The organism is Psychrobacter sp. UBA3480 (assembly GCF_002377945.1).
Taxonomy (GTDB): Bacteria; Pseudomonadota; Gammaproteobacteria; order Pseudomonadales; family Moraxellaceae; genus Psychrobacter.
This window is the reverse complement of sequence record NZ_DFQV01000002.1, coordinates 41,498-56,880: the sequence shown is the minus strand read 5'-3', so window position 1 is coordinate 56,880 and position 15,383 is coordinate 41,498. Positions and strand designations below refer to the sequence as shown.

At 39.5% G+C, this 15,383-nt stretch carries 14 protein-coding genes; 3 read left to right on the top strand and 11 right to left on the bottom strand.

Annotation, left to right across the window (positions count from 1 at the left end; translation table 11 throughout):
• Positions 1-124: 124 nt before the first annotated feature.
• The 6 genes from B2863_RS00760 to B2863_RS00735 all read right to left on the bottom strand — a co-directional run bounded on the left by B2863_RS00760 (position 125) and on the right by B2863_RS00735 (position 5,492).
• Positions 125-1,186: a hypothetical protein gene (locus B2863_RS00760; protein WP_296206821.1), complete on the bottom strand. Its 1,062-nt coding sequence runs from the start codon at positions 1,184-1,186 to the stop codon at positions 125-127.
• Positions 1,187-1,267: 81 nt separating this feature from the next.
• A complete protein-coding gene (locus tag B2863_RS00755; protein ID WP_296206820.1) occupies positions 1,268-2,806 on the bottom strand; it encodes a YHYH protein in 1,539 nt (512 codons plus the stop codon).
• A 313-nt stretch (positions 2,807-3,119) separates the two neighbouring features.
• On the bottom strand, positions 3,120-4,097 hold the full coding sequence (locus B2863_RS00750) for a hypothetical protein (RefSeq protein ID WP_296206819.1): 978 nt from the start codon (positions 4,095-4,097) through the stop codon (positions 3,120-3,122).
• A 100-nt stretch (positions 4,098-4,197) separates the two neighbouring features.
• Positions 4,198-4,740, bottom strand: a complete 543-nt coding sequence (locus B2863_RS00745) for a hypothetical protein (protein WP_296206818.1) — start codon at positions 4,738-4,740, stop codon at positions 4,198-4,200.
• Positions 4,741-4,866: 126 nt separating this feature from the next.
• Positions 4,867-5,169 (bottom strand): hypothetical protein, encoded by a 303-nt coding sequence (locus tag B2863_RS00740; RefSeq protein ID WP_296206817.1) that lies wholly within the window; start codon positions 5,167-5,169, stop codon positions 4,867-4,869.
• 41 nt (positions 5,170-5,210) lie between these two features.
• The gene (locus B2863_RS00735; protein ID WP_296206816.1) at positions 5,211-5,492 is read right to left on the bottom strand and encodes a hypothetical protein; all 282 of its coding nucleotides are present in this window, start codon (positions 5,490-5,492) and stop codon (positions 5,211-5,213) included.
• Positions 5,493-5,961: 469 nt separating this feature from the next.
• On the opposite strand from B2863_RS00735, the gene B2863_RS00730 reads away from it, so the two are divergent.
• On the top strand, positions 5,962-6,888 hold the full coding sequence (locus B2863_RS00730; RefSeq protein WP_296206815.1) for a hypothetical protein: 927 nt from the start codon (positions 5,962-5,964) through the stop codon (positions 6,886-6,888).
• A gap of 367 nt (positions 6,889-7,255) precedes the next feature.
• Here the strand turns inward: B2863_RS00730 and B2863_RS00725 are convergent, their stop codons facing one another.
• Positions 7,256-8,317, bottom strand: a complete 1,062-nt coding sequence (locus tag B2863_RS00725; protein ID WP_296206814.1) for a helix-turn-helix transcriptional regulator — start codon at positions 8,315-8,317, stop codon at positions 7,256-7,258.
• Positions 8,318-8,556: 239 nt separating this feature from the next.
• Between B2863_RS00725 and B2863_RS00720 the strand changes: the two genes are divergently transcribed.
• A complete protein-coding gene (locus B2863_RS00720; protein WP_296206813.1) occupies positions 8,557-10,275 on the top strand; it encodes a GMC family oxidoreductase in 1,719 nt (572 codons plus the stop codon).
• 122 nt (positions 10,276-10,397) lie between these two features.
• Positions 10,398-11,849 carry a coniferyl aldehyde dehydrogenase gene (locus tag B2863_RS00715; RefSeq protein WP_296206812.1) on the top strand — a complete coding sequence of 484 codons (1,452 nt, stop codon included), beginning with the start codon at positions 10,398-10,400 and terminating at the stop codon, positions 11,847-11,849.
• A 217-nt stretch (positions 11,850-12,066) separates the two neighbouring features.
• On the opposite strand, the gene B2863_RS00710 is transcribed toward B2863_RS00715, so the two are convergent.
• From B2863_RS00710 to B2863_RS00695, 4 genes are all read right to left on the bottom strand, one after another.
• On the bottom strand, positions 12,067-12,813 hold the full coding sequence (locus B2863_RS00710) for a glutathione S-transferase family protein (protein ID WP_296206811.1): 747 nt from the start codon (positions 12,811-12,813) through the stop codon (positions 12,067-12,069).
• Positions 12,814-12,887: 74 nt separating this feature from the next.
• The gene (locus B2863_RS00705) at positions 12,888-13,736 is read right to left on the bottom strand and encodes an NAD(P)H-binding protein (RefSeq protein WP_296206810.1); all 849 of its coding nucleotides are present in this window, start codon (positions 13,734-13,736) and stop codon (positions 12,888-12,890) included.
• Between the two features lie 110 nt (positions 13,737-13,846).
• Entirely contained in the window at positions 13,847-14,287 is a 441-nt protein-coding gene (locus B2863_RS00700) for an antibiotic biosynthesis monooxygenase family protein (RefSeq protein WP_296206809.1), read from the bottom strand.
• 272 nt (positions 14,288-14,559) lie between these two features.
• Positions 14,560-15,303, bottom strand: coding sequence for an outer membrane protein (locus B2863_RS00695; protein WP_296206808.1), 744 nt, complete (start codon positions 15,301-15,303; stop codon positions 14,560-14,562).
• Positions 15,304-15,383 lie beyond the last annotated feature (80 nt).

The window sequence follows — 15,383 nt, the reverse complement described above, 5'->3', positions numbered from 1 at the left end:
TGATTATAGAGTTCTCAGGCATGAAGTTCAGTTGTACTAGGCGATGTTATTAGTATAAGCATTTGATAACTGAAACTTTACTACCTAGTAGCTTTCATAAAGGCTGACCAATCTAAATAAAGTTTTATAATCCATTTACTGTATAGCGTACGATAACTTCATTATCGAGTACTACATTGGTTGACCAAATGAATTCAGCATTTGCTTTTTCGTTATCAAAAATATCTGTGAAATTGGTATAAGCTGATTTGTTGTCTACCCCAATGGTTTGGTTACTATAGGTGGTAGCATTCGGCCAACTAGAGTCATCAAAGTCTGCTTGTTGCCAGTTGGTAGGCAATTCCCAATGCAGGCCATAATCTGCCGAACCGTCTTGTACATTAGCTGTGGTAACACAATTGCTAGATAGGCGCTCGCTACCTGACTCACTAACACAGGACAAGTCTCTAATCGGCGCGGTATAAAAGGTTTGTGCTTTCCAGTTTTCATCGGTCTTGGCGATGATGTTGTTATCTTTATCTTTGATCACAGCGACTAGACCACCATCTCCTGCATGAAATTCTGAGCCGTTATTGCTTTCTGAACCAATACCTAAGTTTTCTTCCCAATCTACTAGATGCATAGCAACGGTAAACGGTGCTTTTGCTTTGAAACGCACTATGTTTGAATTGAACTGAGTAAATGGTACATTGTCACGCCCGACGGCTACGCCATTTACGTACATCTCAAAATAATTATCTGCAAAGATATAAGCGGTATACACCTCACCATCTGCATCTACTTCAATGATGTCTGAGCTATCAAGTTGATCTAATGCTTCACTGGCGGTGCGATAGTCGTTGCCCGTACAAGGATTGTTTAAGTCGGATGCCACTGGGAAATCTGTATTGAGCAAATTGGTCGCTGATGGTACTGTCCATGTTTTACCGTCAGTTGACTGGATACTACCGATGGTGGTTTGACGACCGTGGTCACATTCATAGGCATTTGTCACATCAGTCTGGGCAAGACCTTGAGTTAAGCTAGCGGTGCCAGTATAGCTGCTGGCATCTGCACTACTTATTGATGCTGTGGTTTGCTCATTGGCATCGGTAGCTACTGAGTCTATTTGAGTTTGGCTACACGCCGCTAGCAATACAGCAGATATTGTCGTGGTTAGCAAAGCAGGTATTAAAATAGGTTTCATTAGGATTCCTTAGCATTATATAAGATAGTCTAAAACTCAGCTTATTTGTCTCTATAACTGATCATTATCATTAGATTCACATTATTTTTTCTGTGTATCATCAGAGCGTTTATAAGTCTGTACAGTCGTACCCTCTGGATCAATAAACTCAAAAGTATAAGTATCTTTAGTCGCTTCAGTAGCGCCCCAACCGTAATTCAGCTTATGCTCTTGACCGTCATGGGTATACGTTAGACTATATTGAGTCGGGCTTATAATTTTGTAATCTGTGATCTCAGCTCCGCGCAAAGGCGTCAGCGCTGGGCGAACGCCATGAGTATGTGCTTGTGGTGAAATTTCATTTTCTGGCGCTGTCGTATCTGGGTTTATAGTGACCTTACCGCGCAAGCCTGCAATTAAATACGGAAACTCTGAGGTAGCATGGTATTCATAGCTACCGTCTTCATTGAATTTGCCTAAATATTCATCAAGCTCATCATCGGTTTCAACATAGACAGGAAAGCCGTCTAGCGCATAAGCAATGGGCTTACCTTCACCAACTTGTGACTGTAGGTGGGTTGGTGCAAGATGATAATGGTAGTCATCAGCGCGTCCAGAATGCCCGCCCCAATTGTCTAATTCTCCGAATGCTTTGGCGTCCTCACCACGATTGTTTAATGGGTTGAATATAGGAATGCCATTGGCTGCAATAGCGATAGCCCCTTTCATAAAATTGTCTTTGGCCATTAGAGGCTCATCGGCAAGCTCAGGCTGCAAGGGAATGACCCAACTGTTCTCATTGGTATAATCCTGGTCGATAGGTACTTGCTGTTGCCAACTGGTGATACCTGTCATCATTTCGTGGCTTGGAATACCATTTGATTCGACATACAGATATTTATCATCATGATGAGTACTGACGTTATCGAACGAGCCAAATACTGACGTCATAAAATCAATATCATTGGCTGGTACTGGTAAATGAGCAATCGCCTCTTTCGTCTTTTCACCGATATTTTGGGCCGTCTCAGTACTGCTACAGGCGATTAGCAAAGCAGTTGCCCCTATTACACCAAAAACTGAATAGGCCATTTTTGACGGTCGGTGTTTTTTGTGGCGTATGTTCAAAACATAAAAGCAAACCAAACCACTCGCTAAGACCAAGCCGCCCAGGAGGTAGAAAAATAAAACAGAGCGTGTGTCACTGTTATCCGTTATAGCAGACGTTGCCGCATCAGCTTTATTTAGTGCCGTTCCATTATCGTTAGCGATAACAGTAGTATCGTTTGGATTTTGGATAGCCGTTAATTGATTACTACTGACTAGATTGTCAATCACTGCTAGCTGATTGATCGCTTGAATATGTGCGTTTTTTTCCAGAATATAGGTTTGATCATTGGCTGAAAAGTCTGACAAGTTGAAAGAAAGTAGCTGATGGTGGCTATCTGTTAAATAAACAGTATCGTCTTCTAATTTGATAAAGTCAGCAGCGACACTAGGCTGGCCGGTGATCTGCCATTCCTTGGCCGCAATGGTATGTGCACTAGGATCATGGGCGTAGGCAGATGTCAGTGATGAAACTTGTATGGCAGTGACAATAGCAAGCAAGCTGAAAGCTCGAGCCGTTTTTATAAGGGTCATAACACGCTCTCGTTTGGATTGATATTTGAAAGTTAGTAATGGTCAGGCTATATACGTATGTACCTGTCTAAATGTCATAACTGTTTATCGTTACTCACTCAAAAATTGTAGTGACAAAATAATAGATCTATTATATTGAGAAGATAATATCAATTTCTACTTTAGAAAAACTTTAATAAATGTTAAGCCCTATTGAGTTTTTTACTATGGAAATCCCATAGAGTATATCTTCGCCTGATCTACTATCATCAATCATGATGCAACGTATGGCGATAACTGGCAGTGTTCTTATATAAGAAAGCATCGTGCAAAATCAAAAACGCATCCCAATATCTTCTAAACACTGCAGCGGATTTTTATCGGACGCACAAGGTTGGATTTTTTTGAGTTCATCAAGTGATAAATATTCAAAATAATTGGTCAGTGCAACACGAGCATCGGGGTCATCTATAAAATAGCCGTCATCATATACTTTATCTTTCCAGCTTGGATTTACTCGATATAAATAAGATTTATAGTCTATATTGGCTAATGCCTCATCAGGGAGCTGATCAAAAGGGCCATCGTAATAGTTATTTTTATAAACATTATTGGCATCAACGCCTACTAATATGGCAAATTTTTCCATAGGCAAGTACACAAATTGAGTCCTAGCACCCACTTTAAGTACGTCGCTAAAAGGATAGTAAAATTCATCATCTCTAGATAAAGGATTAATATAATAGAAGTTATTGGTAGTAGGATGAAATGCCAAATAGAGTGTGACTCCCGAATCGTCCATCATGGGTAGGTTGACTTCAAAACCTTTACTCTCAAGCGTCTTTACAAAATCAGCATTCAGCTCTATCTGATTAATCTCAAGGTTTTTTTTGATATTTTTGAAAGTTAATTGATATAAATTAGGTTGATATTCTTTCAGGCTAAATATGTCTGATGACTTATATAGTTTATGATGCGTTTTAAACTCACCCCGTTCTTTGCCGGCTATGTCATAAAAATATATAAAGGATAAGCTGCCTTGCTGTCTTAACTTATGACCCACCAACATATTGCCTTTTATTAAGTTGCCCTGATGGTAAAAATTAAAGTAATAATAGCCCTCTGAAGGGTAAATAGTGAGGGTATCGTCAGTCTGTGATAACACGTATGCAAAAACGTCATCTACATTATCAATATCAAGCTCAGTATCCTGATACAGCTCATTGATCATTTTCTCGTTAGTATTTAGGGCATTGGCTTGAGCAGAATACAAAAAAAGCAGACTCACCAGTAGGTAACAAAAGGTTTTCATGAATACTCTCCAAAATGTGGCTTAGTACATAAAAAATGACAGCTAAATTTTTAACTGTCACTTTGTTCTACTCATATATAGCATATATAGCATTGCTCAATTATTTTGCTAGTTTCATAGACTCAAGTTCAACGTTTTCGTCATTGATCCCTACTTTAGTAGTAATACAGTTATGTTTTTTTATAGTTTTACCAAATAGATGACCTGCGCTTTGCGCCAGCTCCTCTTCACCACTCGTAAATTCACGTGCTTTAAAAATCTTAAATGATTTTTTGGTCCAATGTGACTCAGACTTGCCCCAGCGATGTCCTTGGGATTTAGTCTCTGCCATTTGGCTTTCCATAAAAGCGCCACAAACGTCGCCATAGCTTTTTTCAATCATGTTATTTTCTTCAGCAAACTTAGTAAGAGCTACTTGCGAGGCGGTTTCTTCCATCGGTGCACTCACTTTAACGGTACTACGTTTACGCTTATGCTTAGGTTCTCTATTCGTTGTGCTCCAGTTGTGGTTTCTGATACTCACATCACTATTCTCAGTTAAAGTAATACCACTTTTGGCACCTGCCATATCATCGGCGGCATGGCTGAGCCCTATTAGAGACATACTAAGTGTCAGTATCGTTATTTGCTTATAAATATTCATAATATACATCCTTGTGTAAAAGTATTTAATATCAATAAATCACTGTGAACAGCTGAAACCACTGTAAGAATCTACGTAGATTTGCCATCAAATGATCCATATGACGGACTATCTGCCCGAGACTCTTTAGGGTCTTGATTGGTTCTTAAAGTCTTTTCTAAACTTGAGAGCTTCCCTTAACCCTTGCCAAGGCCATCTGAATCCCTCTTCGTTATCTACTTCAACATCATTTGAATTATTAATGGCACTTGATTGATTACTGATCTGCGTTGCTTCTTTTTGCTGCATACTTGAGGGTGCAGCGTGATTGACACTCATCATTGAGGTTTCAGAGATGCGTAAGTGTTGAGTATCAACGTCTTCAGCATAAGCGATAGCAGCTAACGGTAAAATGCAGATACTGGTTAAGATGGCTTTAAATAGTTTCATCGTGGTATTCCTCTATAGTGCCTTATTTCTGATATATCCACTTAAAACTTAGGTCTATCTACTGTTTTTTTCTTCTGCCAAGGCCAGCGCCACGTTCTTTCTTTGTCCACTTCTACATCGCTGCCGTCTTGAATGGCGTTCGATTTTTCGCCCGTATGATAATTATCATTGTGCATTTTCATGGTTGCTGGTGCTGCTTCATTGACGCTCATCATTGAGGTTTCAGAGATACGTAAGTTTTGAGTATTAACGTCTTCAGCATAAGCGATGGTGGCTAACGGTAAGATACAGATGCTGGCAAGTACAGCTTTTGCTAATTTCATAGTTATCGTCCTTTATGTTTGCTTAACTCCGATACGTGAGATTAAAAATCCATATAGCCAATTAATTTAATTAGATAAACTAACCAAATTAATTAGTATAACTAGGTATAGCAGAAATATTCATCATTTTCTATGAATATATTCCATATGATAAATATAAATAGCCTGCCTAAAGCTAGCTAAAAAAACGATACGATAATCTTTTCCATTAATAATCATTCACTTTTTACCTATCAATAGTACTTGTATCAATGCCTTTTTATCTTGCTATAAATCAGACCATTGCTATTAGCTGCTCAAGTAACCCAATTTATAAATTGTAGATTTTTAATAAATAATCAGGACAACCTCACTAAGTAAAATATATTACAATTGTAGCGATAACGTTAAGACTGAAATTTTGTTTTGCAATTTAATATAGCTTTAACTATGATTACTTTCTTACGGGAAGCTAACGATAGGTAACAATATGCAAATCAATAAATTATATACGGGCCTCGCATTGGCCAGTGCTCTAGTACTTACAGGATGTGGTGGAGATAGTGACGGTCAGTACGTCGCAAGCAATGGAGACGATGGTGGTCCTATCGTTAATAATGAACTAAGCTATACAGTCTTTGACTCTTTTACCGATGTGAACGATGGAGAGTACAAAAATGCATGGGGTAAGCTCGCTTATAGACTTAGCAATAGCGGCTTAATGCAGACAATATCTACTATTGTAGGAAGCTCACCTACTGCATATCAGGATAGCGTAGGTGATGTCTCTGAATTAGAGTTTTACGCTGGCCAAAATTTGTTCATTGCGGTTCCTGAGGATTTTGATAGTCAGTTTTATAAGATTAGCTTTGTGGATAGTGATACGTTCAAGCTAAATATTCGTTCAGGAAATGCTTCCGTCAATTCAACTTATGACATTGTAACCCTTGACCTTGAAGGCGTAGGCAAACAGCCATCCAACGCTAAAACAGGTATTGACACTGATTTATCTTCTTTTCCTAGCAGTGTTAACCCTGTTTTTCCTAATGGCTCTCAATGCTATATATTCCTAGAGACACCTAATCAAAATTTCTACACCTTTTCTGAAGACGAAGATGAAGGTAGCATGACTATAGATGAGTGGATTGCTAACGAGAAAACGTATAACACTGTCATCAATCTTGTCAAAGAAAACATCGGAATCGACAACGAGCTACCAGCTGCTCGATATACTGATGAAGATGGCGGAATCGTGGCAGCTGTTAGATACAACGGCTTGATATATGATGCTTTCTATAATCAAAGCGGAGTCCAAGAGAATTTCAATACTAACCCTGACATCGAAGAAGTTTATTGTAGTCTGTACAATGACGTCGCGGCTAATTTTTTAGAAACACAAATCAAAGCCAACTACTAAAAATAGTTTTTACCAAAAAGCTATCATGATTTTTGCTTATTAAATAGAATAAAAAATAGCGCCTGTAATGGGCGCTTTTTTTATGTTTGATCACTAATATCAAACTCAAGCAAAGGGAGATGCACTGGCTAATCACTTGATCATAAAAGTACTCAATAGCTTATCACCGTTTTATATGTCGGTCTTTATATAGAGTCTGACATCGCTGAATTTTTAGCACCATATAAACCTTGACCCGAATTAAGACAGTATTAACTTTCCTTGACCTGAATATGCCTACTTTCAAAAGATATCCTACGATACAGTTAGTAAATCAAGGATGATCATGCCCTCGCTGCTATAGTCAAAGCATATATATAACGAGCTGTTAGTCACTGAGATAACATTCTTTATATGCTCTTGGCGTCATCCCAAACCAACTTTTAAAAGCACCAAAAAACTGACTATTAGAATGATAACCAAGTAAAAATGCCGTATCTGTAGCTGATAACCTCTGCTCTATTAAGTATTTATAAACTAACTTTTTTCGAACTTCCAATAGCAACGCTTTAAAAGAAGTACCCTCTTCTCTTAGACGCCTTTGCAAGCTACTAACACTCATATTGAGCACCTGAGCAACTTGCTCACGAGTCGGCTCATGCAGACCCATGATTGTTATGAGTATATGCTGACAACGTTGTGTATAGCTGGTATCGGTGAAGTTCTTATCAAGCATATGATGCAAAGGGTTGATAAAAAATGTACTTCCTACAGTGTTTTTTGCGTGTTCCGATGAGTAGTAAATGTGATCAGCCCTATCGATTCGATACGTTAAACTATTGACTGTTTTAGACATTTCTGCTGGAACACCTAAGAACTGTTTATATAGCTCAAACCCTTGGGAAGACTGCCGATGCGCCAAAGTAAGCTCTACAGGTTTGAGGGAGCTAAATGTCGAGATAATTTTATAAACGGAAAAAATAATGCCATCAATTTGATGTTTATTAACCTGTTCAGGAACGCTTGGATTGAACTCAAGACGGATTAAATCTTTTCTCTCAAATAAATGAACCTCGATTGATTCAGTCATGACTTTGAAGTAACGCGAAATCAAACGGCAGAGAACAATAAGAGGAATATCAATATTGGCATTTATTAGAGGAGTGATACATTGGCTTATTCCCTTATAAAAAGGAAGAGACTCAATCTCGATATAGTTAAAAACTTTTAGCCCTATATAATCATCTTGGAAGAAATAGGTAGCCAAATTGAACTCATTCGTGACGACAGCTAGTGGCATTCTATCGCCTTCAAAATCATCGAGATCACTAAATTGTGACATAATTTTGGGTATATCAGATGAGCGATTTATCTGTATTAGATATGTTGCTACGGCTTTTCTATAACAGAGCGCTGTCAGCTTATGAACCGTATATTCATTGAGTTCCATAGATTTACTCTGTGTTGAATTTGACTTGATTTAAAACTACCGTTCACTTTTTGGAGTGTATTTAGCAGCACGGTTAAAACACTTCTAAGTGATAGTAGGTTATACAAAAGTACATGAATGAAAAATATTGATCAGTTTTATCAGTGTTTTGACTGTTTGACCCGTTAGATTAAATATCTAACTTTAGCAAAAAAAGCCTAGTAGTAGCTAGGATAATCCAAGGAAGGAGTTAACTAATCATGGAATTTGATTATATTATCGTTGGTGGTGGATCTGCAGGATCCGTGTTGGCAAGTCGATTAAGTGAAGATCCTCAAGTCACAGTGTGCCTTTTAGAGTCAGGGGGTGATGGCAAAGATCTAGTAGTACGTTTACCTGCGGCAGTTATTGCCCAAATGAGAGACAAGCCCATTAAGATAAACAACTGGTGTCTCAGTACTGTGACCCAAAAACACCTAAACAATCGTATTGGATATCAACCTCGTGGCAAGTGCTTAGGTGGCTCATCAGCTATTAATGCGATGGTTTATACCCGTGGTAGTGCAAAAGATTATGACCGCTGGGCTGATGAGGGCTGTGACGGTTGGGGTTACGATTCACTCTTACCATATTTCAAAAAGGCAGAAAACAATGTCCGTGGTGCAAATCATTTTCATGGCGACAGTGGACCGTTAAACGTTGCCGACCCTCTTAGCCCTCGGCCTATTACTAATGCTTTTGTCGATGCATGCATCGCGAATGGCTTAGATAGAAATGACGACTTCAATGGTGATAAGCAGGATGGAGCTGGCCTTTACCAATTAACTCATTTCCATGGTGAAAAACAAGGGCAGCGTTGTTCAGCTGCTGCCGCCTACCTACACCCTGTAGAAGACAGACCCAACCTAACTATTATTACAGGTGCCATTGCTTCTCACGTTCTCATAGAGAACAGAGTAGCATCAGGAATGGTTTACCTCAAAGATAATCAAGAAAATACCATTAAGGCCAATGCAGAAGTCATTCTGTGTGCTGGTGCTTTTGGCTCTCCAAAGATTTTGATGCTATCAGGCATTGGTCCTAAAGAAGAGTTAGAAAAGCACGGTATTCGTGTTGTCTATGACTCTCCTAATGTTGGTGAAAATCTCCAAGATCACCTTGATGTTGTGTTTGACTATGAGGTGAACACAAAAGACGTATTTGGCGTAGGTTTTGCTGGCGGCATCAGTCTCATGAAAGGAGCTCGTGATTGGAGAAAGGATGGGACTGGACTGCTATCAACCAATTTTGCTGAAGGAGCTGCTTTTTTTAGTGCCACAAATGCCACACCTAAAGACTGGCCAGATACCCAGCTTCACTTTGTTATCTCTAGAGTCATCGATCATGGCCGTCAAGTTAAGTGGGGATATGCGGTATCTATTCATAGCTGTTATCTCAGACCTGAAAGCCGTGGCACCGTAAAGCTCGCGTCCTCTGACCCAAATGCCGCGCCACTAATTGATCCCAACTATTTAGACCATCCAAAAGATGTGGAAATGATGGTGGCAGGTGCTCAACGTACGCGCGAAATCATGCAAGAACAACCTATTGCCAAATATATTACTAAAGACTATGCAGCTTTCGCACTGGATAAAGACGGCTTGTTAGGTTATATCCGCAATAAGTCAGACACTATATATCATCCAGTAGGCACGTGTAGGATGGGCTCAGATGCTGAATCCGTGGTGGATCTAGATCTCAAAGTGAGAGGTGTAATCGGACTACGTGTTGTGGACGCCTCTATTATGCCTCACCTTAATAGTGCAAATACTAACGCTCCAACGATAGCCATTGCAGAAAAAATTGCTCAGGAAATAAAGATGGAGCGTTTTCATCTAAGCCACGGTAGCACAACTATTGAAACTGAAGATTCCGTTAAATTAAATGAAAACATGCCCGACATGGTAGTGGCTAAAGGCCATGTAAGCGTTGCGTATTGAATTGATAGTGACTACTGCAATAGTACTACCAGATTAATATCTCAATTACGCAAAATCCTAGGAGTATGGTTATATGCCATCCTCCTAGGATAATTTCATAAAACATTTCAAGGATGAAAACGATGGATAGCACTCAAATTGATAACAGCTCTTCGGTAAGTAGCTCACCCGCAATCATTACCAACAAGAAAGATCTACAAACCCAGTTTTTGAGACTGCAAAAACTGAGTCGCAAAGAACCTATAACTGACTGGGATACTAGAAAATCTCAACTTGAAACTCTTGAAACCTTATTAAGTAAAAATAAGGATAAACTTACTAGTGCTATCAATGCAGATTTTGGTCAACGTAGTGAAGGTGAAACTAAGTTTGCCGAATTATTTTCAAGTTTTACAAGTATCAGTCATGCAAAGAAACATGGTGAGTCTTGGATGAAAACTCGAAAGGCGCCTGTTTCAGCTGTTTACTTGCCAGCTCGTAATGAAATAGAACCGCAACCATTGGGCGTAGTGGGTATCATGGTCCCTTGGAACTATCCACTATATTTAGCGATTGGTCCAATGATAGATGCTATTACAGCGGGAAACCGTATTATGGTCAAAATGAGTGAAGCTGCGCCAAAATTTGCTCAGGCATTTGCTGAAGCTATTGAAAAACATTTCTCACCAGAGATGATAAATGTTGTTGTAGGTGATGTTGATATCGCGGTGGCTTTTAGTGAGCTTCCTTTCGATCATTTGATTTATACCGGCTCTACAGAAGTAGGCAAAAAAGTCATGGCAGCAGCGGCTCCGAATCTAACGCCAGTTACTCTTGAGCTCGGTGGTAAATCTCCGGTGATTGTACTAGATAATGCCAACTTAGAAAGTGCTGTAAATAGAATCATGACGGGTAAAGCGCTAAATGCTGGACAAACTTGTATAGCACCTGACTATGTACTGTTAAATCGCAAGTATCATGAGCAGTTTACTAGTCTAGCCAAGAAATGGATGCAAAAGCATTACCCAAAAATCACGACAAACAAGGACTATACCCACATTATCAATAGTGCTCAGTTTGTTAGAGTTCAAAAGTATCTAGACGAAATACCGAAAGAGAATGTTCACCATACAACTGAAGTGAAACCAGATATCAACTCACGCTTAATGCCTCCTATTATCGTAACTGAACCTACATTAGATAGTGCATTAATGCAAAATGAAATATTTGCACCAGTACTACCACTCATACATTATGAAGAGTTAGATGAAGCTATCGCATTTATCAATGAACGCCCTAGACCATTAGCGTTATATATATTCGGAAATTCAGAAAAGGATATTAAGCGTATTCGCTCCCATACGGTATCTGGCGGTGTCTGTATTAATGAGATTGTATTACATGCCCTGCAGCATGAATTGCCTTTTGGCGGGGTTGGACATTCCGGTATAGGAGCTTACCACGGTAAGATTGGCTTTGAACGCTTTAGTCATATGAAACCCATTTTGGTCCAGCCCAAAATAAATGCTATGAATTTATTACAACCTCCTTATGGAGTTGTCTTTAATAAATTTATGTCTATGTTCATCAAATAGATGCCTTAATTCACATTTATATTTTAGCAATGATTACTACTAATAGTCCAAAGAACCATGAACGCACCTCGCTTCGATGGATTTACAGACGTTATAAGTTTATGTCGATGCACATAAAAAAATCGCCCTCACTGTTCAAGTTAGGGTGATTTTTTTAGTTTGAGATACTCTTTTAAAGTGCATTTTATTATAGTCTTACTGCTGTCGTCACTCATCTCTACTTCAACCAATCAGTCACTGCTTGTTTAAAACTAGGGCGTGCCACAATTGTATTTTTCCAGCGCTCAAAGTGTGCATACTGAGCAAAAGGATAGCCTGCTCTACCTAAAACAACCAATTGCGGAATCCAAGTAATATCCGCCAATGAAAAGGCGTCGCCAACTAGCCAATCATGATCTTTGAGACGCACGTCCATTTTTGCAAAACAGTCATCAAGAACTGCGGTAGCCTTATCAATATCCTCTTGACTAAAACCATGTGTACTACGATGCTCGTGAAACGCTAACAGTGCTTTGTCGTAAGTTTGGTTTTTGCGATATTCTGTTAGCTCTTCTTCGCTAAGACCCGTGGCACCTAATTTATAATACATATAAGTTTTTATGGACAGATGATTATCTTTTGCCATATGCATCCAATCATACATGGCCTGCATTTCAGCTTCACTATCAGGACGCAACGAATTGGGTTCATAGGTGGTGTCTAAATAATCAATGATATCGGTCGAATCAATAATAACCACACCCTCATCTACCAAGGTTGGTACCACACCATTAGGATTGATTCCTAGATATTGCTTGCTACGCTGTTCACCTTTGGATAGATCAATAAGATGGCTTGTCCGCTCTAGCTGCTTCTCCGCTAATGCAATCCTTACGCGCATAGCACAGTTGGAAAATGGCGCGTGATACAAGTGTAAACCTTCGAATTTGGTAACGGATTTATTCGTAGGCGTAATCATAGGCATAGTAGTCTTCCTTACATTTTGCATTACATCAAAGAGCGTTCAAATAATATTTAGCTTGAGTATGCGCGGTCTTATTAATTATTAAAGTACTCAGTCCAGCTCATATGTTCGCGCCCCACTACCTTGGCAAAATCGCTTTGGTTGTGCATAGCACCTATTGCTATTTGCTCGTAAATACCAGCGATCACTGTACCGATAAACTCGCCTAGTTCATCAATACGGTCTTGTTTGTACGCCTCCACGGTCATATGACGATAACTAAACGTTGTACCAAACCTGTCATTCAAGTACTGAGTGAGCTGCTTCTGGGTAATGGATTCACCATTTAAATTATAAGTATTGGCATTGTGCTTAGCATTGATTAGCATTTGGCTATAAGCGACCGCCAATTCTTCATGAGTGGTATAGCCACACTTACCCTCACCTGCACAGTTGGCAATCTCACCCTGCGCCTTATAGCTATCGATATAATCCACATCAGGCTCGATATAGATACCATTACGGCCTATCACCCAATTGAGACCACTATCTTTGATATCTTGTTCTGTTTGCTGATTACTCTTAACAATCGGCGCAAACGCAGTTTGAGTACTAGAACCCTGAATACTGGTATACACGATTTTTGTCACACCATTTTTTTTCGCAGACTCAATGACATTGCGGTGCTGACCAATACGCTTAGCAGGCTCATCCATACTAGACACCAGTAAAACGCTATCTATACCTTGTAATGAATTCTCAAGCTGTTGTACATCATCATAATCACCTGCTCTGACCTCTATGCCATACTGCTTGGTCAAAAACTCAGCTTTGGCAGGAGTGCGTGCCAGCGCCACGATGTCTGTCGCGGCATGCGCCTGTAGTAGATTCTCAATAATGGCAGACCCTAGTTTTCCATTAGCGGCTGTAACTGCGATTTTCATAGTGCACCTCTTTGATTCTCTTAACTAGAATGAACGTCGATTAGGGTTAATAGATAAACCCTAATCGAGCTACTGGTTTGCAATTGATTGAAATTGCTGTTTATTTCAAATCAATCTACTAAGGTATAGCGATTCATTGCCATCGTCTTCAAATCTATACTGCCCATAAATTCAGCTGCCATAGGTGTTTTAGTAAAACTTGTCATGGAAGCATCCGCATCCGCTAACGTTTCCCAATGCACCACAACCACCCATTCGCCGTTTTCGCCCATTGCTGACTCACGAGATACAAAGCCTTTTTGTTTTGCCACATGATTGACCTCAACGCTATGATCAAGAACGGCAAAATCATCGTAAGAGATACTAGGTTTAAGTTTGAAAGAGGCAATCTCAATCACTTTAGCATTTGATACTACGTCAGCACCTTGATGATGGCTATTATGCTGTGTATGCTTTTGAGCTTGATGAGCAGGTTGTAAGTTGTTGCAAGCGGTCAATGCAAATGTACTAATAACAACAGTGGTTAATAAAGCAGCTTTTGAAATCTTCATAGTAATACCTTTTGGATAGATTGATGATTTAGAATTTGTTTTAAGTATTTAGATATAGATGAAATATCGAGACTAGGGCGTGTCCTCATTTTAAAAATGGTGATAAAAATGAGATAAATTGCCGTCAAACGAGGAAAATAGTGCAGATAATATCGAGATATTGACCAACTATTTGACGATGCTTGGCAAAATTTAGCTGTTTTTAGCCCATTTAGAGGACACTCGTTTGAATTGAGGACACGCCCTAAGATAAGTTAATAAATTACAAAACCTTAAAACTGATAGCGTAAGCCTAAGTTAAATTCATGAGCAGAAGCGTCGTTGATCTCAAAGCCATCGCTGAAGCCGTCTTGCCCTGTTTGTACGTCGCCGCCAAAATCGATGTATTGATACTCTCCATATAAATGGGTACTTGGGGTCAATGCATAGCTCGCACCTGCTCCGATATTCCATGTAAATTCGCTAGAGTCGCCATCAGCGTAGTTGTCATAATAGCCATCTGCTTTGCTATCAAATGCGTCAAACCCTGCTACGCCAGTTCCGCCCAAACGAGCAGAATAGTCATTTTTTGAGAGTCCAATACCTGCCTTAGCGTAAGGGGTAAATGAGGCACTAATAGGGAAATCATAAAACCCTTCAAGAGTCATCGTTAAGCTTTCAAACTCACCGTCTAAAATGTATTGCTCGCCATCACGAGCGCCTGTACCGTAGCGTGAGTCATCAATATCAAAGCTACGTTTTGCCAATCGACCTTCTATACGTAGGTTCCGGTTAAACTGATAACCCAATCCTATACCGCCGACCATACTATTATCAGCTTCAAATGAACTTGGAAAATCGTCATCGGTTGCAATGTTATTACCGTAAGCTTTTGAATCAGTGTCCGCAATACTATAGCCCAGTTGTGCCGTGCCATATAGCCCTTCTGTCATATCTGCCATGGCGACTGTAGGTAGTGCAAATAAGCCTAAAACAGCAAAGGTAGATAATGCTTTTGCGTTGGTTAAAGATGTCATAAGTGTTCCCTAATTAAGAATGTATTCAAAGCCCATGGTTAGTGACTGCTTTATTAAAGACCTAATGTTTGATAAAGCAG